This window comes from Microcoleus sp. AT8-A3, assembly GCF_036705675.1.
GTDB lineage: Bacteria > Cyanobacteriota > Cyanobacteriia > Cyanobacteriales > Microcoleaceae > Microcoleus.
Genome location: NZ_JAUBVD010000001.1, coordinates 258,018 through 276,892, shown reverse-complemented (window position 1 = coordinate 276,892; position 18,875 = coordinate 258,018). Strand labels below are relative to the sequence as shown.

At 45.9% G+C, this 18,875-nt stretch carries 16 protein-coding genes; 5 read left to right on the top strand and 11 right to left on the bottom strand.

The annotated features are described in order from the left end of the window. Window positions 1-35: 35 nt before the first annotated feature. From QUB51_RS01185 to QUB51_RS01175, 3 genes are all read right to left on the bottom strand, one after another. The gene (locus QUB51_RS01185) at window positions 36-263 is read right to left on the bottom strand and encodes a GUN4 domain-containing protein (protein ID WP_333259549.1); all 228 of its coding nucleotides are present in this window, start codon (window positions 261-263) and stop codon (window positions 36-38) included. A gap of 207 nt (window positions 264-470) precedes the next feature. Beyond that, complete coding sequence (locus tag QUB51_RS01180; protein WP_333259552.1) at window positions 471-1,568, bottom strand: HAMP domain-containing sensor histidine kinase; 1,098 nt, start codon at window positions 1,566-1,568, stop codon at window positions 471-473. Window positions 1,569-1,809: 241 nt separating this feature from the next. Next, the gene (locus QUB51_RS01175) at window positions 1,810-5,145 is read right to left on the bottom strand and encodes a non-ribosomal peptide synthetase (protein WP_445299450.1); all 3,336 of its coding nucleotides are present in this window, start codon (window positions 5,143-5,145) and stop codon (window positions 1,810-1,812) included. Between the two features lie 824 nt (window positions 5,146-5,969). On the opposite strand from QUB51_RS01175, the gene QUB51_RS01170 reads away from it, so the two are divergent. Further along, window positions 5,970-7,745: a DMT family transporter gene (locus tag QUB51_RS01170; protein WP_333259558.1), complete on the top strand. Its 1,776-nt coding sequence runs from the start codon at window positions 5,970-5,972 to the stop codon at window positions 7,743-7,745. 114 nt (window positions 7,746-7,859) lie between these two features. Further along, entirely contained in the window at window positions 7,860-8,420 is a 561-nt protein-coding gene (locus QUB51_RS01165) for a Uma2 family endonuclease (RefSeq protein WP_333054376.1), read from the top strand. Window positions 8,421-8,683: 263 nt separating this feature from the next. Here QUB51_RS01165 and QUB51_RS01160 read toward each other — a convergent pair whose 3' ends face one another. The 4 genes from QUB51_RS01160 to QUB51_RS01140 all read right to left on the bottom strand — a co-directional run bounded on the left by QUB51_RS01160 (window position 8,684) and on the right by QUB51_RS01140 (window position 13,649). Continuing rightward, a complete protein-coding gene (locus tag QUB51_RS01160) occupies window positions 8,684-10,678 on the bottom strand; it encodes a bifunctional serine/threonine-protein kinase/formylglycine-generating enzyme family protein (protein ID WP_333259561.1) in 1,995 nt (664 codons plus the stop codon). Between the two features lie 843 nt (window positions 10,679-11,521). Then, a complete protein-coding gene (locus QUB51_RS01155; protein ID WP_333207964.1) occupies window positions 11,522-11,902 on the bottom strand; it encodes a cupin domain-containing protein in 381 nt (126 codons plus the stop codon). Window positions 11,903-12,213: 311 nt separating this feature from the next. Next, complete coding sequence (locus QUB51_RS01150; protein WP_333207965.1) at window positions 12,214-12,699, bottom strand: ester cyclase; 486 nt, start codon at window positions 12,697-12,699, stop codon at window positions 12,214-12,216. A 137-nt stretch (window positions 12,700-12,836) separates the two neighbouring features. Next, window positions 12,837-13,649: a TetR family transcriptional regulator gene (locus tag QUB51_RS01140; protein ID WP_445243096.1), complete on the bottom strand. Its 813-nt coding sequence runs from the start codon at window positions 13,647-13,649 to the stop codon at window positions 12,837-12,839. A gap of 52 nt (window positions 13,650-13,701) precedes the next feature. On the opposite strand from QUB51_RS01140, the gene QUB51_RS01135 reads away from it, so the two are divergent. After that, window positions 13,702-14,694 carry a Rieske 2Fe-2S domain-containing protein gene (locus QUB51_RS01135; RefSeq protein WP_333207966.1) on the top strand — a complete coding sequence of 331 codons (993 nt, stop codon included), beginning with the start codon at window positions 13,702-13,704 and terminating at the stop codon, window positions 14,692-14,694. Between the two features lie 59 nt (window positions 14,695-14,753). Here QUB51_RS01135 and QUB51_RS01130 read toward each other — a convergent pair whose 3' ends face one another. Beyond that, window positions 14,754-15,227 (bottom strand): GNAT family N-acetyltransferase, encoded by a 474-nt coding sequence (locus QUB51_RS01130; protein ID WP_333207968.1) that lies wholly within the window; start codon window positions 15,225-15,227, stop codon window positions 14,754-14,756. Window positions 15,228-15,243: 16 nt separating this feature from the next. Here QUB51_RS01130 and QUB51_RS01125 point away from each other — a divergent pair, with 16 nt between their 5' ends. Beyond that, window positions 15,244-15,396, top strand: coding sequence for a hypothetical protein (locus QUB51_RS01125; protein ID WP_333207970.1), 153 nt, complete (start codon window positions 15,244-15,246; stop codon window positions 15,394-15,396). 260 nt (window positions 15,397-15,656) lie between these two features. Here QUB51_RS01125 and QUB51_RS01120 read toward each other — a convergent pair whose 3' ends face one another. After that, entirely contained in the window at window positions 15,657-15,848 is a 192-nt protein-coding gene (locus QUB51_RS01120; RefSeq protein WP_333234050.1) for a hypothetical protein, read from the bottom strand. A gap of 653 nt (window positions 15,849-16,501) precedes the next feature. Here QUB51_RS01120 and QUB51_RS01115 point away from each other — a divergent pair. Next, window positions 16,502-16,747 carry an ArsR family transcriptional regulator gene (locus QUB51_RS01115; RefSeq protein ID WP_333207972.1) on the top strand — a complete coding sequence of 82 codons (246 nt, stop codon included), beginning with the start codon at window positions 16,502-16,504 and terminating at the stop codon, window positions 16,745-16,747. Window positions 16,748-16,811: 64 nt separating this feature from the next. On the opposite strand, the gene QUB51_RS01110 is transcribed toward QUB51_RS01115, so the two are convergent. Then, window positions 16,812-17,426, bottom strand: coding sequence for a HEAT repeat domain-containing protein (locus QUB51_RS01110; protein ID WP_333207974.1), 615 nt, complete (start codon window positions 17,424-17,426; stop codon window positions 16,812-16,814). A gap of 146 nt (window positions 17,427-17,572) precedes the next feature. Then, complete coding sequence (locus tag QUB51_RS01105) at window positions 17,573-18,862, bottom strand: HEAT repeat domain-containing protein (protein WP_333207976.1); 1,290 nt, start codon at window positions 18,860-18,862, stop codon at window positions 17,573-17,575. Between the last annotated feature and the right edge of the window lie 13 nt (window positions 18,863-18,875).

Below are 18,875 nucleotides of genomic sequence, written 5' to 3'. Positions count from 1 at the left end.
TTAGGATATAGATTGTTCATGCGATCGCCCAAAACTCACGACTCACAGTAATAGCGATCGCTTTCCCAAATCTCTTGCTGCACGCTCAAACCAAATAAGCCGCTACTATAATATTCCCAAAGTTGGTCAATTGTACGCAGGTCAGTACAAGGAAACTTGGCAATATCTTCCCCACTCAGCCAGCCTTCTTCTTCGCGAAAAGCTATCTGAAGCATAATTGCCCAAGTATATTCGTCAGCTTTGCGCCATTTCCCCGCCCCCAAAAACCAATACGGTTCAGTTAGTGCTAAAAAAACCGATCGTGCGTAGTTTGGGTTGAGGAACGAACCGTCTGTTTCACGGTTCCTGCCCTTCGACTACGCTCAGGAACCGCGAAGCCGAAGGGCCGCCCAACATTTTCGCTACAATTTTCCTTAACTGAACCCTATTGTTTTATACCCTATTTTTATTATTAGTCTTAATGTCCCGAACTAAAGAAGAACTTTAGGTAAATTGATAATAAAGCTTGTCCCCTTGCCCTCTGCACTTTCAACCGCAAGTGTCCCTTTATGGGCTTCAGTAATATTTTTTGCTAAAAATAATCCTAATCCCCAGCCGGTTTGCTCCTCGGCAGAAATGGTTCGACGAAATTGTTGAAATAGGATGGATTGAGCGTCTAGGGCGATCGGATCGCCTTCATTATGGATAGTAAGGCTGATCTGCGTTTCAGTTTGCTGGAGCGTGAGTGTAATCGGCGTACTAGGCGCACCATATTTCACAGCGTTAATTGCTAAATTTTCAATCACCCGCCGTATTTCTTTACGGCTGCAAACAGTCCTGATATCAGAATCAGAGACCATAACAAACCGCTCTCCATACGCGAAGCTCAAATCTTCTACCACCTCTTGGACTAGCATCACAAAATCGCATTCTTCAAATTCCATCTTTAAGCTCTGCCCTGCCCGCAGCCGACTCGCATCAAGCAGATTTTGAATCATCGAATCCAGCCGATTGATCGCACCCAGCATCCTCGCCGCCACATCCGCGTGGCTATCTCCTCGTTCCAGCCGCCGCAGAGTTAGTTGAGTTCCCATTTTTACGACATTGATGGGATTTCTGAGGTCGTGAGTTAGCGTCACCATAAATAGTTCTTGAATATCTTGCAGCGTTTCGGAGAATTGAGTGGCGGCGTCATTAACGGCTTGCTCAATGGAGCCGATAATAATGTCTCTATCCTGCACTCCTAAAGGTGCTTCTTCTTCTAAAACTTGAAATATTACTTGACGGAGGAGGTGATACTCGAAAATTAGGTGAGTCATGGAGTAGTCAGCATACCCCGCCCGTTCCTGCCCATGCAGCTTGCCAATCCGCGTACTTTCTATCTCGTCGGCTGTGATTCGGGCAGATGTCCTGACAATTCTGTTTGAGAGTTCATCTACCAGTTGGTTTAAGTACAGAGGTAGGGAATCTTGCAAGACAAGAAAATTTTGATGCGTTGATGCACCGACTTCATCACGCGCCCGCTTCTCCCACATCCCCATAATTTTTTCAGAATTTTGTTTAAGACGGTCAGACACTTGGTTGGACATCGTTTTTGATTTTCTGGATGAGTGGCTGTTGAGAGAACTTTTTCTCCCTTATTTGTAATGCCCCGCAAGCAATCTTGCAAGTATATAAACAGCCTCAGCCTTTAGCAGGTTAGCAAGTAACAGGTCTAAATCTCCTCGTGAAACAGGCTTGAATATGAGTTCCCATTGGGGTAATTTCTACCGACAGGGCAGATGCCAATTCTACACAACAATCAAAATCATGCCGCCATTATGTAAGGGCTTAGAATTCCACATCTTCTCGCTCCTTTTCATCGGTTCTGGGAGTATCCAAACCTTTCGCGGCCCAGCGCATTGTTTCAATGTATTTTGCCAGACTCGCCACAGTCGGCGCCTCAAACAAATTGCTGACCGATAACTCGACTTGCAAAGCGTCTCGGATGCGAGAAATCAACTGAGTTGCTAGCAGGGAATGCCCGCCTAGTTCAAAGAAATTATCGTAGATACTAACCTGCTGTTTTCCCAAAACTTTAGCCCAAATTTTCCCGATCGCCTTTTCGAGCTCAGTCCGAGGCCCTACATAATTTTCTGTTATATCCTCGCTGTCTGTATCTAGATCGGGCAAGGCGCGGCGGTCTACTTTGCCATTAGGCGTCAGTGGCATATTCTCCAACACTGCATAAGTTGCAGGAACCATATATCCTGGTAACTTTTCTTTCAGAAATTGGCGCAAGTCACTTGATTTTAGATTGTGATTTTCTGATTTTTTATCGATGCCGTCAGGAATAACATAAGCTACCAAATGTTTATCGCCTGGGATGTCTTCCCTCACAATTACTACTGCTTCGCGCACTTGTGGATGCTGGCACAAAGCCGCTTCAATTTCTCCCAACTCGATGCGGTAGCCGCGAATTTTTACTTGGTCGTCAACGCGGCCTAAAAACTCGATGTTGCCGTCAGCTAAATAGCGACCTAAATCACCTGTTTTATAAAGGCTAGAACCAGATTTATTGCTAAAAGGATTAGGAATGAATGCAGCAGCAGTTAAATCCGGCTGGTTGAGGTAGCCTTTCGCCAATCCGTCACCGCCGACGTACAATTGACCTATAACACCGATCGCCACCGGCTGCAAATCCGCATCGAGGAGATAAATTTGCGTGTTGGCGATCGGGCGGCCGATGGGGATAGATGTTGCGGTTTCTGGTACGTCTTGCACGCAATAATAAGCCGAAAATGTGGTATTTTCTGTAGGCCCGTAAACGTGAATTAACTTAGTAGTTGGATTTTGTTTGAGAAGTTTTTTAACCCATCTCATATCGACCGCTTCTCCGCCAAACAGCAAGCAGCGCAGCGAATCAAAAGCTTGCGGTAAAACTCTAGCAATTTGTTGAAATAAGGCAGTTGTTAAAAACAAAACTGTGATGCCTTCTTGGCGCAGTTCTAAGGCTAAATCATGAGGCGAAAGGGTAATATTTGTGCTAATTCCCACGAGTTGAGCGCCGTTAAGCAAGGCTCCCCAAATCTCGAATGTGGCTGCATCGAATGAAGCGTTTGATGCTTGGGCAATTTTATCGCTAGGTTCTATTTTTATATAGTTGGTGTTGAGTACCAGCCGATTTACTGCTTTGTGGGTGACAGCAACTCCCTTCGGTTTTCCGGTTGAGCCAGATGTGTAAATAACGTAAGCTAGGTTGTCTGCTGTTGCGGTGTTGGCGGGATTTTCGGCGCTTTCTTTGGCTATGTCTTCCCAATCGCGATCGAAGTAAATCACTGAGTTTGAGAAGTCTCGGAAATTCTCAATCAATTTATCTTGAATTAGCAAGACTTTAACTTGAGCATCTTCCAGCATCAAGTTTAGCCGATCGCGCGGATAGCTCGGATCTAACGGTAGGTAAGCTCCTCCCGCTTTCAGTATAGCCAACATCCCGACAATTAGGTCGATCGATCGCTCTGCACAAAGCCCCACTAAAACCTCCGCCCCCACACCCCGTTTTTGTAGGTAACGCGCCAGTTGGTTGCTGCGACTGTTGAGTTCTCTGTAAGTCAGGTTTTGGCTGTCGAAAGTTAGGGCGACATCATCCAGATGCTGCTGGAGTTGCCCTTCAAATAACTGATGAATGCACTTATTTTGAGGATAATCTGTGCGAGTATCGTTCCATTCTTTGAATAATTGATTCACTTCATCCTCGCTCAATAAAGGTAAGTTAGCAATTCCTTGTTCTGGATTAGCCACAATGCTTTCCAGCAAAGTTTTAAAATGCCTCAGCATTCGGGCGATGGTAACTTCATCAAATAAATCTGTATTGTACACAGCCACGCCTCTGAGCCCTTCCGAATCTTCCCACTGTTCGCCGTATCTGTTCCTAAACTTATCGGAAGCTTCCCACAAATGCAGCTCTAAATCAAAGCGGGTTGTTTGAGTCTCTAAATGAAAAGAACTTAACTTTAATTCGGGCAATTCTAGCTCGTCCACAGGCCCATTTTGCAGCCCGAATACCACCTGAAACAGCGGGTGGCGATTCAACGATCGCTCTGGGTGCAATTCCTCAACTAGCTTCTCAAAAGGCAAATCTTGGTGAGCGTAAGCTCCCAGGGTTACTTCCCGCACCCGGCCCAAAAAATCTCGAAATGTCGGGTTTCCCGAACAGTCTGTTCGCAGCACTAAAGTATTGACAAAAAAACCGATTAGTGGTTCTATTTCGCTGCGGTTGCGATTGGCGATCGGCGAACCTACTACAATATCTTCTTGTTGCGAGTAGCGGTAAAGCAAAGTTTGAAATGCTGCGAGCACTGTCATAAATAAAGTCGCTCCTTCTCGCTGCGATAGCTCTACAAGTGCGTCCTTCAGCTTTTTAGGCAGTTCTAAATATTGAGTTTTCCCCCGATAATTTTGCCTAGCTGGTGCAGGGCGATCGGTAGGCAAATTTAACACAGAAATTCCGTGCAATTGCTGCCGCCAATAAGCTAGCTGAGTTTCTAATACTTCACCTTGCAGCCATTCGCGCTGCCACTCTGCAAAGTCGGCATATTGAAGGGATAATTCTGGTAGAGGAGATGGCTGTTGATTTATAAAGGCTGTATAGATAGCTTCTATTTCTCGAATTAGCACGCCGATCGACCAATCATCAGAGGCTATGTGGTGCATATTTACCAATAGAATATGCTCGGTTTCTGTCAGCCGCAGGATGGTGACTCGCATCAGCGGCCCGGTGGATAAATTGAAAGGGCGAAGAGATTCTGCTGCAGAGAGTTTTTTGGCTTCTGTTGGCCGTTGTTCTGGCGGCAAATTTTGCAAGTCTAATACTTTTAAATTAGTTTGGAAAGCCGCTGAGATCATCTGCACTGGTTGGTCTGATACCGTTGCAAAAGTGGTTCGCAAAGTTTCGTGTCGCTGCACTATTTCGTTGAAGGTTTGCTCTAAGGCTGTTAAGTTGAGGGAACCAGTTAAGCGCAGTGCTGTTACTACATTATAGAAAGGGTTTTCCGGTGCGAATTGGTCGAGAAACCACAAGCGCTGCTGGGCAAATGATGCCGGAAAGACAAACACTTCGGCTTCTGAGGAAATATTCAGTTTTTCTATATCCTTTGTCAAGGAATTGTCATAAATTTCGGAGGCCATATCTGTTGCTCTTCGGGGATGGGATGTGTTAATTTTTTGATGGCGCGGGGGGGATTTTTGACCGACAGCATCCAGGATACAAGCTCGCGGATTCATTCCTTCGCAGACTCAGGACGGAGAAATAAAAAACCTGTATCCGAGAAACTGGCCCCCCGAATTTATCTCGCGCAAGTCAATGCTTCAATTCTTTAATCTAAAATCTAAAATCTAAAATCGATTGAGGGTGCGATCGCCTCTTAAAACTTTCGCGAGCAAAAGATCGGAACTGTTAAAATCATAAACCTGGGTGCAGGAGTGCGGGAGAGACGCGGGGAATAGAAACGGGGTTTCTGCCTGCAGGATCAAGTTATCCATTGAGGGGCTAGGAGTGCGACCCCCCAATCAAATTTAGTCACAGAACGGGATCTTAGGTTTGTGAGTCGGGTGCAATCGGGTGAGTTATATGCGAGAATTACCGGGAGCAATTCGTGGAGAGGTCAAGCTGTACAGCAATCCTCAATGATTTGTGTAATTCTTGTAGGGGCAAAACCCACGCCCGGTTGCCCCGATGCAGGCTGGGGTAGGCACTCTTAGCACTACCCCTACATATTTTTACTGATTTAGGATTGCTATAGTATGATTTCTAATTGCACAAAGTGTTCTTGGGGCGATTCCCGGCCGGATAGCTTTGCTTCACGCAATTTTCTCACATTTGTAGCTTAGCGACTACTATTGATTCAACAGTGTTCGCAATCTTTTAGATCAATTCACTAGAACTTGCGACCTAATTTGTCACAATACTTAAGAACACTGAACGTGCAGTTTAAATTAGAGGTTATAGGCTAATGGCGCAGCGGAACGTATACTCGTCAAAGGACGAGCCAGAGGATACACAATCAGCAGAAGAAGTCCTCCACTCAGTAATGCAAGAACTGGACGCTTTGCATCAAAATGTCAAAGGCCAGTTAAATCAAGACATTACTCGGCTGCAAACTGAAAAAAATCACCTGATTGAAGATATTGAAGACCTCCGGGAGCAATATCGCAAATTGCAGTCTCAGCAAATGGAATCTCTGTCTGGGCGATACATTCAGCAGCAGCAATTGTGGCTGAAGCAGTTGGCTCAAGTTTTGGCTCACAATTTGCAGGATTTGTTGGTGCAGCGGTTCAACGAACTCAGCGCTAATTCGGGAAATTCTCTCAGCAGCCCTATTCCCAGCGGCGAGTTCCCGATACCCTTGCCGCCGAGCAACTACGACGAACGGGCATCGCAGTTGCTGGCGGCGCTGGATGAAAGGATCGATCGCAGTTTCCAGATGCTGGAACAAGATTTAACCAGTTACGAAAGCGAGCTTTCTGTGCGGCTCAACAACATGAAAACCCTGGAACTGCAAGGGGAAGAGCTGCTACAAAATCTCGTAAACCGCATCAGGGAAGAACTCGAATCAGAAGAAGAATATCTTGAGAATCCTTTCGATGCTCAAGATTCCTATGTCGAGGAATCAACTAATTCTCTTAATTCTGTCCGCCCGCAATTTCTGCAGCCAACACCTGCGGCAACGCCGCGGGAACCCGCGCCCCAGCCTTCTTCAGCGCCTGCTGCAACTGTTAAAGCATCTTCTCAAGTACAGACAGGTTTGGTGCTGGCTTTGTCTTCGGCGGTGGTATTGTCGCTGTTTAATGTTTGTTTGAGAATTCTGATTAAAAGCAAAAATCCTCGGATGGTTTTTGGGTTGTTTGAATTTCCGGGGGTGGTGACTCCAGGTTTTGGAAATTCTTTGTTGATTTTGTTGATGCGGCTGATCGTGGTGATGGCTTTGATGCCGATATTGGCGACATTTCTGTATCCTTCTGTGTGGAAAGATATTAGGCGGTTGTTTGAGTCGGGCGATCGAGCTTTGTGGAGTAAGGTTTTAGGAAGCGCATTTTTTCTGTTTTTGTCTCAGGTTTTGATTTATTTGGCGATCGGCAATATTCCAGCCGGGATCGCGATTACGATTTTCTTTATTTACCCGATCGTCACCGTACTCGGTTCTTGGATCTTGTTTGGTTCTCGCCCCAGCACAGTCGGCTTTTTGGCGATCGTCGGGATTACCGCAGGTCTGATTTTAGCTGGGTGGCCGAGTTTTGCGGCCCCTGCTCCGGGCGGCGGCAATGTCGGGGTGGGAGTCACGGCTGCACTGGCTTCTGGGATTACCTTTGCAGGTTACGTATTGCTGACGCAAATGGCCGCAGGCAAGCTGCACCCAATTCCTTTTAGTTTAGTTAATTTCGGCGCGATTTTTGTATTTTCCTCCCTGAGTTTGTGGGTGCCACTGTCGGACAATTTTGCTCCTAAAATCGACCCAAATGTTTGGCCGGGTTTGATTGTCGGAGGCGTTGTTTTAGGGGTGCTGACGCTGTTTAGCTATCTTTTGAATAATTTTGCCATCCGGTTCGCGGGGGCAGCCTTAGCATCAGTAATTGGCACTTTAGGGCCGGCAATGACCGCACTCTTCGGTTTTCTAATTATCAATGAGAAGTTGCAGCCTGTGGCAATTCTCGGCATGGCTGTGGTGACGTTGAGCGTGGCTGCTATGAGTGTGGAACGCATAATGGCTCCTCAGAAGAAGGCTAGTTAAGGCAAGAATTTGTCCTTCATAATAGATACCAGAACCCCGACTTTTAAACATTCGGGGTTCTGGTATCTATCCCATTTAAAATCTAAAATCTCAAATCTAAAATCGACTTAACCTATGACTGCAGTTATTAAAATATCGCCCAACTTAGAGGAGTTCCTAAAACTTCCAGAAACGGAGCCACCTTGCGAATATATCAACAAAGAAATCATTCAAAAAGCGATGCCTCAAGGTGAACATAGCAGATTGCAAGGTAAGCTTTGCAATGTCATCAATCAAATAGTCGAAACACCAAAGATTGCTTATGCTTTTCCCGAGTTGCGTTGCACTTTCGGCGGTGTATCACTCGTCCCAGATGTAGCAGTATTCCGGTGGGAAAGAATTCCCTTTCTACCATCGGGTAGAATTGCTAACCGCTTTGAAATTTATCCAGACTGGGCGATAGAAATTCTTTCTCCCGGACAAAGCCAAACAAAAGTGCTTGCTAAATTACTTGCTTGTTCGCAACAAGGCACTGAATTGGGCTGGTTAATGATTCCAGAAGAAGAAAGTATTTTAGCGGTATTTCCCGGGCAAAGGGTGGAGTTTTACGAAGGTGCAACTAATTTGCCAATACTTAATGGAATTGAGTTAGAATTGACTGTCGAAACAGTTTTTAGCTGGTTGAGTTTTAGTTAAGGATCGCGAATTAAATAACTTACAATTTTAATTGTTATTGTGGGATGGGCGTCCCGCCCGTCGCCCAATTTTAATTGTTATTGTGGGATGGGCGTCCCGCCCGTCGCCCAATTTTAATTGTTATTGTGGGATGGGCGTCCCGCCCGTCCACTCATGACGGGCTATAAGAGCCCATCCCACTTTCAAGAGTGGAAGTTATTTAATTCTCATTCCTAAGTTAAAAAGTGCGCGAAGCGGATGTATTCCGTAGGGAATCGCCATTCTTAAACAACAGAAACAACCACTCGAAAACCCACAATACTAGCCTTGCAATCCGGCTGATATCTGAGGCGACACGCGCTGCGACAATTCGGAGGATGATCGTTCCAAGAACCACCCCGCAACAACCTCAGCGAAGACTCCCCGTCAGACTCCCAAACGCTACCATCGGCAGGCGCACCGTTATAATTATTGTGCCAAGAATCCGCGCACCATTCCCAAACATTTCCGTGAAAATCGTACAATCCGAAAGCATTAGGTTTAAAACTGCCAACATCTGTCGTTTGAAAGCGATAAACTCCCTTGGGCGCGTCAGCGTAATTAGAATTTCCGTTGTAATTGGCTAACTCGCTGGTAATCGTTTCCCCAAAATGAAACGGCCCCGTAGTTTGCCCCCGGCAAGCATATTCCCATTGGGCTTCGCTAGGCAAGCGATAATTCTTACCAGTTTTGCGAGAAAGTCGATCGCAAAACTCCACAGCCTCGTACCAAGATACATTTTCTACTGGTCGATTTGCACCTTTAAAACGGGCAGCATTGGGATTGAGAAATATTTTAATTTCCGGCAGCGCCGCCACTGCTGTCCACTGGGCCTGAGTGACTGGAAATTTGCTAATATAGAAAGAGCCTAAAGTTACTGGGTGCTGAGGTTTTTCGTCGCTGTCACCCCGCTCTTTTGGAGAACCCATGAGGAAAGTACCGCCAGGAACTGATACCATTTCCAGCAGTGTACTGTTCCCAAGATGTTCTTCAAAAAAACGCGCTTGACCGCTGTAAACATTAGTTGGCTTCCCGCGCTTGTCTACTGTCACCACTTGAAATTCAAAAGTGCTTTTGACAGCGGTAATTCTCTGTGCTGCCTTGTTCTGAGGCGGATTGGTGTTAGATTTTTCCCTCAGATAGACAGAGATATTGCTGTTGATTTGCCCGCTTTGATTGAGCGGGGTATTGATGGCAAGTTGTCCTCCCTTTGTCCGAAAAGAATTTAGAGCAAGTTGTCCTCCATTGGCACAATGGGGTTGGGGAGGTAAAGAATAGAGATTTAAAGCTTTGATTACTTCATCAGCAGATTGATATCTATTTTTGAGATAATCTTGAATTAATTTGTCTAAAACATTTGCCAACTCGCTGCTGATTTTTGTGCCTGCTGGCAACCGTTCTCTCCAAATCCAGCCGCCGTTTATCGGGTCATAAAGGTCATCGGAACCGTCAACTTTTGGCAAACATTGAGTTAGCAGTCTCAGGCAAGTTATTCCCAAACTGTACAAATCGCTGCCGGGGAAAACTTGACCGCGCATTTGTTCTACCGGCGAATATCCGGGCGTTCCTACCGTCGTGCCTACTTTGCTCATCAGCGAGCCCGTCACTTGTTTGGAAATGCCGAAATCTATCAAAACTAACTCTCCCCGCCCTCCCCTTCGGAAAGCTGAATTCCGAAAATTTCCCGCCTTTGGCAGGGATGAGCTAACAGAGGTGCGGCGCCGCATGATATTCTCAAGTTTGATGTCTCGATGAATGACATTGCGATCGTGCACAAATTTCAAAATCGGCAGTACATCTGCCAACAACTGCCAAATTTTTTCTTCGCTAAAAACGCCCTGCTGAGTTAATTCTGCTAGTAAAGTTTGCCCCTCAATCAACTCTTGTACTAAATAAAGTCGCTTGTCTTGTTCAAAATAAGCAATTAATCGAGGAATTTGGGGATGTTCGCCGAGTTCGTAAAGTCGTTTCGCTTCTTCTTTAAACAATTGTGCGGCTTTTTCAAGTGCTGAGGTTCCTTGAAATTGGGGTACAAACTGCTTAATTACGCAGGGATCGTCCATGCGATCCGTATCTACCGCTTCGTAAGTTCTGCCAAATCCCCCTTCGCCCAACAGTCGAATCACGCGGTAGCGGTTTCTGAAGAGAGGCGTGAGGTCGGACTTGCCGCAACTTTGACAAAATTTAGAGTTGTCTGGATTGAAAGGATTAGAACATCTGGGATTAGAACAGTAGAACATATCTGGGAAGAAATGATCCGGTTAAGATGATGATATATCTTTTTGGCTTCCTCCAGGAAGACTAGCAATTCATAATTAATTATTGACAATTGACGGTAGGGAGGGCATTACCCCCCGCTTGTGTAGCCCCAATGGAGAAAGTAGAAGGCAGAATTTAAAATCCGTATCAATCCAAAGAAAGAGATTTGAAGGCAAAAAATGGCAGCCCGATCGACCGATTTTAGCAACCCGCTTACCGCCGATATTCGTCTGGGGCTTGCGGGGAATTTTTTTACAGAGGGCAGTATGGTACAACTCGGCAGAATTTTACCAGATCGTCCTTAAAGGCGATCGGGGTAATTTCAACTTGAAATGTCATATTTATGCTGCATTTCACAAACTTTCCGCATCCTGTTAAATAAGTTTATTTCTAAATAATTTGACTGCTAAAATAACTGATAGAAACAGAACACAGCATGATACTGATACTATTGTTTCTTTGATATTTGGTGATATAAATACAATAAATCCCTCCTCTTTAATCAGGGCAGAGAAGCTTGAGACACAAAATGGCATGAGATATAACCTAAATGCCTGCCAACGATCTCTTTTGCCTTTACTAGAAGAAACACTTAGCATCAGACCCGTACCGATTACAGCACTTATACCAATTGAATTGATCCATATCTTAACCGAAGGGTCAAAATGAAAACAAACTACTATAACATACCAAATGAGATAGCACCAGAGAATAGCTTTATCTAATTGGATTTCGCAAAGATATTGAATCAACCATTTCATGGCTATAAAAATGCTTGGATTTTTTCAATCTAACTGATGAATACAACCCGGTGAATTGAAGAATTAGGGATGGAGAGCAAAAGAGTTTTCTAACGAGACAAGTTGATACCCCGCATCGGCTGGTGACACAACTGAGATAAAAACCAATGGCTCATCACCGTTGTTGAATACTCCATGTACACATCCGGTATGAGCGACTACAACATCCCCAGCAGCGATCGACTTCGTAGTGCCTGCTTTGTCCAAATAGTAGTCTCCCTTCCCGGTTAAAACAGTCCAAGTGTCTTGCCCGTTGGGATGGGTGTGCGCGGGGATTGCCTGACCTGGCTTGATATACCAGGCGACAACGACAGCCTCCTTAGATTCGGTAACGATCGAGCGAACAGGCTCTCCCTCAGTCGGTTGAAAGAATTTAGAACTGCTGAATATCCTAGTTGTACTCATCTTTGCATCACTCTTTGAAAGACTTCTAAGGTGATTGTCTCACCGATCGCCTACAAAGAACTGTCTCACCGATCACTTTACGGAAACTTAACTCAGAGCAATAAACCCGCTCAAATCACAACTTGTAAGGAGCGCGATCGTCTTTTCCCAAGAGCGCACCGAGTACAAGAATAACGCTAGAAACTAACGATCGCACGCTCATTGAAAAGCGATCGACAAATCAGGTAATTTTGAAGTATTGGGTATTGCGATCGCGACCTAACTCTTACCGTGACTTGTTCTGCCGCTGTCAACTACAAGCTCTGACAATCTTATTTCTGGGCGGATTTGTTAAACAGTTTGGACGCAGCACCTCTCAAAATGTGCGGTAGTAACTTTGGGCCCGGCAAGAAGACAATCCCTAACTGCTGCATTAATCCAAGTGCATCGCCCTGCCCCCAATGCTCCGCGATTTTGCCGTTCTCGACTCGATCGATGTGCATAATCGCCAAGCTGATTTGTTTGCCCGTTGGCGGCAGACCCTGAAATTCTCCGAGGTGTGTTGCTGTGAAGGTTCCCCACGTCACTACTTTATCGCCTGCAACCAGAACCTCATCAAAAACGTGTTTACCCTGACTGAAAGCTAGATAAAATGACATCCCGAACTGCTTGAACTCCTCCCCGTCCAATGGCTCCGGGATTCCCGCCATGCGAGCAATAAAATTCGGCGCTAGAAGTTCTAAGGCTTGTTCCATTTTGCGATCGTCGAAGGCTTTGTAGAACTGGAGAACGATTGCTTTGTTTTGGTCGCTCAGCATACAGAATTTTGTTTTGAACTAAATTGTAACGCAATGATTGCGAGAACCCGATCGAAATATCGAGCCGACTTCAACACGCTGCCTCGACACTCATCTTCAACATCAACTCACTTCACGCAATAATCGATCGCTTCATATCACGTCCGATCGACCAAATTCATCTTCAAAATAACCGATCGCTGGGAATTCTCTACAAACTGTTTGCCACATTCCTTACAGCGATAGCACTGCTTCCCCCGTCGATAACCGTTTTTGGACAACTGCTCCGATCGACAATGAGGACATTTCATTACTTTCATTACATGACTCGATCGACTTTCCCCCACATATGGCTCTAAATACGACACCAACAAATCCTCAATCTGCCCTACGAGTTGTTGGCGATACTGTCGATCGGGGTTCCGAAGTGCCGACAGAATGACAGCATTACTGCTGTGAACGCAAACCTCTGCTAACAGGCTGCATTGCGCCTCCCCCAAGCTGGGATTTCTCTGCTGCAAAAGACTTGCCATAAAGTCGATCGCTTCCTGAGTCATACTTTCATCGATCGACTGGAAAATCTCGCGCGCTATATAAAACTGCACGAACACCACCCGCGATACAGGCTGTTCAAACATCTCTGCAACAGCAGTGACCAGGGTATGGATCATTTCGCGCAGCGGTAACTGAACGATTTCCGACGTGTTCGCCTGCGCCCACATCGCCTTGACCCGATCGGCATGACGCAGTTCCATTGCATTAAAAATGGCAGCTTTATCAGGAAAAAACTGATACAGAGAACCGATGGCTGTCCCTGCTTTTGCTGCAATTAGATGGGTAGTCGCCTCCCAATAGCCCACCTCGTCAAACACTGCTGCTGCTGCATCCAAGATTTTTTCGACTCTTTCTTTACCCCGCTGCTGTTTCGGTTGACGGCGCAAACTGCTTGACGAATGCGAATCTTCTGTCATATTCTAGAAAAGCGACAAATCTCTCACAATTTTAGGTCTAAAGGAGAACACCATGCAGTCTATGCTTCCCGGTGCGCCTTGGTTGTTGGCACACAAATCGATGCTGACAGCGAACCAGCCTCGCAAAATTTCCTTGTACGGCACCGACTATGTGATGTGGAAAGATCCTGCCGGAACCATCCATGCCTTGCCCAATGCCTGTCCGCACATGGGAGCAATGCTGTCGGAAGGATGGTGCGAAACCGAAGGCGATCGCCCAAGCGGTGTTGTCTGCCCCTTCCATGCCCTGAAATTTGATGCGGGCGGCTGCACCGTATTGCCCGGATCGAATCAGAAAACTTTGCCCTTACTGAAACCGTTAGATTTGATTGTTCAAGATGACTTCATTTGGTCTTACGGGGAATACCAGCCGCAAGTCCCCATTCCCAACGTACTGAATGAAATCGCCGAAACTTACTACTTCATCGGGCATACCGCCGATCGCAGTATCGAGACAGATTTGCTGACAATGCTGCTGAATATGCACGACTACAACCATCAAAACGGCACCCACCGGGACTTGTTTAGAATTACCGATGTGGAATTTCATCAATTCATTGATGAGGGACATCAATCCCATGCGTTTTACGATATGCCGACGGCCCCTTACAGTTTGGCAGAAAAGCTCAGAAAGCCAGATTTGTGGTTGCTGCCGAGCACCATTAAAGCTCACTTAGAAAATCATTTCCCATCCCTAGTAATTTTTCATGGAGAAATGCCATTCGGCAAAGCTGCACAGTGTCATATATTCGTACCAGAAGCCGAGAATCGGACGCGGACTTATATTTTGCTGTTCGGTCAAGCAAAGCATCCTCTATTTAAGGTGTTGGGGGGAACGTATCTCAATTTTGGTAAAGTTGTCGTCGATCAAGATGCGGATATTTTAGGAAAAATTTATCCCGATACGCCTCAGAAAATTAAACTCAATAATGAAGTGGGGATGGATTGGGTGCGGCGCAATTTTGAAAGCTTCCCTAGTGTGAGGGAGCCTAATCTTTCCAGGTAGACAGTGAAGATGCCTTCAGCATCCTACTAGGTCGATACCTAAGAGCTCAATACGCAGGCTTATTTCCCCAGAGCGTTCAGAGCCTTGCGGAAAACGATCTTGTCCTCGCCCGCCTTGTAGAACTCGCGGATTCTTGCTTCCTCGTCGTAACCGCTCTTGCGATAGAACGATCGAACGTACTCGAAGCTCTCCAGTCCCGATGTTTCCACGAGCAGCACGCGCTCGCCCCGCTGGGCCAACATCTGTTCGACGTGGGTTAGCAGTGCCGTACCGCGTCCTTGCTGCTGACGATCTGGACAGACGGCAATTAGATATAGATTCCACGTCCCCTGGGTCATTCGTTCCGGCGCAACATACGCGACCCCCACCAGCCCGCCGTCATCGTCGGTGAGCCAGATGTCTTGGCTATTTTCGCCGTCGAAGTAGTCTGCCAGCATGAGGGCGAGTTCTTCGGTCTCGTGTGGCTCGAATCCAATTGCCTCAACTAAGGCGATTAATGCAGTCGTGTCATCGGGCGCGATCGGGCGAATCATAGCAAACTCCGTGGGTATGCAAAATAGGTCAGCCACTGAAGGTAATATTACAACAGTAGTCGATGGCATTGGCACTGGTGTGGTGATCTGTCCCGAGCAGTTCTGTGCAGAGCAACAACAATACCTCGTGCGGCGACATATAGCGGTTCGAGCGAAAGATGAGGTATGAATGACAGCTTATATAACCACTGAAACGTATAGGGCCGGGGCCCAACTACGTCCGCGAATCTTTCTGAGAAAGGCTATATCAATGCTTTACTAACATCATCTTGAATACCGAAGTCCTAGAAACTAAAAGGGCGATCCAATAGCTGCAAGCAACGATGGAGCACGCTCATTGAGCGCGCGATCGACCACAGTTAATTTTGAAGTATTGGGTATTGCGATCGAGTGTTGGAAACTACAATTCATCAAATGAATGATTAGATATTACTTTGTAGTTTGGGGCAACAATTGATTTAGTGCACCACACAAGTATCCCTTCACGGTGTCCCTACTTGCAGTCACGCCACTGGGAAGAGTAAAAATCATTTCGACATTTAATAGATTTCCGTCGGCTGAGGCAAAAACATCGATCGGCAAAGCCCGCTGAAATGCTGTTGCGGGATTTTCGGCTTTCATGACACCTAAGTTCAGATCCGTGCTGAGAGTCTTGATGCCCTCGCGCGCCAAAATTGGTCGTAATTGGGAAAATGCTCTCTCTATCGATAACCCCTCAACCTGAACACGTGCAGAAAAGGCGGAACCATTCAAAAAGTCCCCCTTTTTTTGAAAGCTTTCCTCGCAGGTTGTGGCAACAGCGGGGGTGGCTAAACATATGAGAGCTAGAGTTAGTACAAGCGATCGCATATTAGCTTAGTTATGAGAATGAAACGAAACAATCATCAAGATTATGATGAACCATCATAGGAGGGTTTGGCAAGCGATGCAAATACCTTCGATGGTTTTTAGCATGAGTTGCAGTCTGGTTAGTATTCGCTGCTATTATAGCAACTATAGAAACTAGAATAATTAAGGGTAAAGACTAAAAGAGCGATCGTACTTAGGATCGCGAATTAAATAAATTCCGCAAGGAAAGTGGGATGGGCGTCCCGCCCGTCATGAGTGGACGGGCGGGACGCCCATCCCACAATAACAATTAAAATTGTAAGTTATTTAATTCGCGATCCTTAGTTATAATTTGTCCGCACCCAGCCCAACGCAGTGAAGGGAAGCAATCGCCACCATCTGAGATTGCGACACGAGCGTGAACAAAGACAAGTGATTAGCCGAACATGATCAAAAATGTCACTAAAATCATTGAGGAAACAGGGCTGGGGCAAGCCAATGTTTCCCAGCACCTCAAGATTTTGACCCCGGCAGGCATCGTTCAACAGCAACCGCAGGGAGTCAGTGTTTACTATCAAATCACTGACCCGATGATTTTGAATATATGCGAACTTGTGTGTCAGAAGCTCGAAACTCGATTGCAAGAACAGTCACAACAGTTAAAAAAGCTCGACAGATTGCGTCAACTCTAACCGCGCTCGCGTTGGCTGCAAGTGCTGTGTGCGATCGAGAGTCGTGCTAAAAATGTCACTATATCTAACTATCTGCACGCTTGTAATTCATCACCAAATCCAACCGCGATAAAGAACTTGTCGCTGATTCCCGCACATAAGAATCCACCGATTCATCATTCGCAAATGTGGTCAGAACTTCTACACAACGGCTATCGCCCACAGAAGCAAGAGCATTCACGATCGCCACTTGTACCGCCACATTATCCGTTGTATTCAGCGACTCCACCAAAATCTCAAAAGCAGACGAACCCATCTGCCCCAAGGCCATCACAGAAGCAATATTAACCACAGGATTCGGATCTTCGATCGCCTTTTTTAATCCCTGCAAGCCCGCTTCAGGAAACGGCAACTCTGGATAATTAATCGCAATTTGTGCCAATACCTTCGCCGCACTCCCTCGCACAGTCACATTATCACTGTTTAACAATGCGTCCACCACCGATGGCACGGCATCTTCACCAATCACGCCCAAGGCTTTTACCGCCGCCCGACGATAGGTGACATCTTCTTCATCTAAAATGCCCACCAGTCGAGAAATTGTATTTTCATCGCGGGAATCGGCAATTTCAAACATTGCCCGATCGCGCAGATGAGGGTTCGGGTGTTTTAGTTGTTCAAACAAAGCATCTGTTGTCATGGTTTTTGGGGTTTTAGGTGTTTTGATTAAGCTGAATTAACAATCCTGGGCGCATAAATATCAAAGAAACCGGGTTTTTTACCAGTATTAAAGGCAGGGATACAATATTGTCGTAAAAAAACCCGGTTTCTGCCTCCCGTCCTAAATTAAGATAGTTCGGATGTTACACAAGTATGAGCATCTACTTTAGCTCGAACCAACCAATCTTGGTCGGCCGCAGCAATTTCATAACCGCTGACATCACCAAGTTTTTCTAGTGCCATTAATGCAGCATACTTCAAATCCCAGATTTTAGTTTCCAGACAGATTTTCAATTCGGGAATAGCACGTTGTTCTCCCAGTTCCCCCAGGGCGATCGCCGCCGCTGCACGGGATTTCTGAAACTGGGGTTGGGAGTGATGCAAAGCTTCCAATAACAAATCGTAGGCGGGAGAATGTTTTAACCAACCAAACAATTTTACCACATGAAAATGCGCTCCATAGTCATTATTTGCTTCTTCAGCAAAGGTAGCAAACAGGGCGGCTGGTGCATCCTCTGAGTAATTTTCTAGTATAGTTTTAGCTGCTAGATAGCAACGTCCAAAATCTGTTTCGTATAATTGGCGAATCAAAAACGGTAAGTCGGGTAATTTTTCATAACTATGTATTAAATCTAAATCTGCTGGATAGTCTCTTAATGTTTGTTCCAAATGGGGTTTAATGTTAGCAAATGTCAGGATTTTCTCAGCAATTCCTGCTTCTGCTAACATCCTAATTCCTCTGAGTCTAAAGACTAAAGATACCGGACATCTGGCAATATTTGGAATTGCATCGTAGTAACGCGCATCTATCAAATCCTGAATAGATAATCTGCGCCCCAGGACATTTTTGTGTTGCAACATCGCGACAACTTTTCCCATTTGAGAAAAGTCTCTGGTTAAGCGACAAATTGCGGCGATCGCAGCACTAGCAGTCGGCGGGTCAATATCATCGACAAATCTGCGAATTCTGGCTACGGCTGGCTGATAATCTAATTTAGTTAGGGTGTGGATAATTACCCGGTAGGTTTGTCCCGGTTTGTCGAGCAATTGAGCAACTTCTGCTAAAATATCGGCATCTTGAGTGCCAATTTCGCCGATCGCCCAAACGGCATTTTCCACCGTGTAGCAGTCATCATCGGCCAGACAGGTGCGAATCACCGGCAATGCTTGCACAGCTTGCAATCTTCCTAATGTTTCCACCGATTTGCGGCGCACAATCCGGTTTTCCAGCACCGGATCGGTTTGTTGTACTGCTCGCATCAGTGCTGCGATCGATCGATCACTTGAGAAATTGATCAAGTGAGAAGCAGCTATGTAGCGGGAATCCTCTTCGCCGATTTCAGCTTGGGGCGTATCTAAAAGGGCGATCGCCTGGTCTTCCGTTAAATTAAAAAAACTAAAAAAGCGTTTATCCATAAAATTAGCAGTC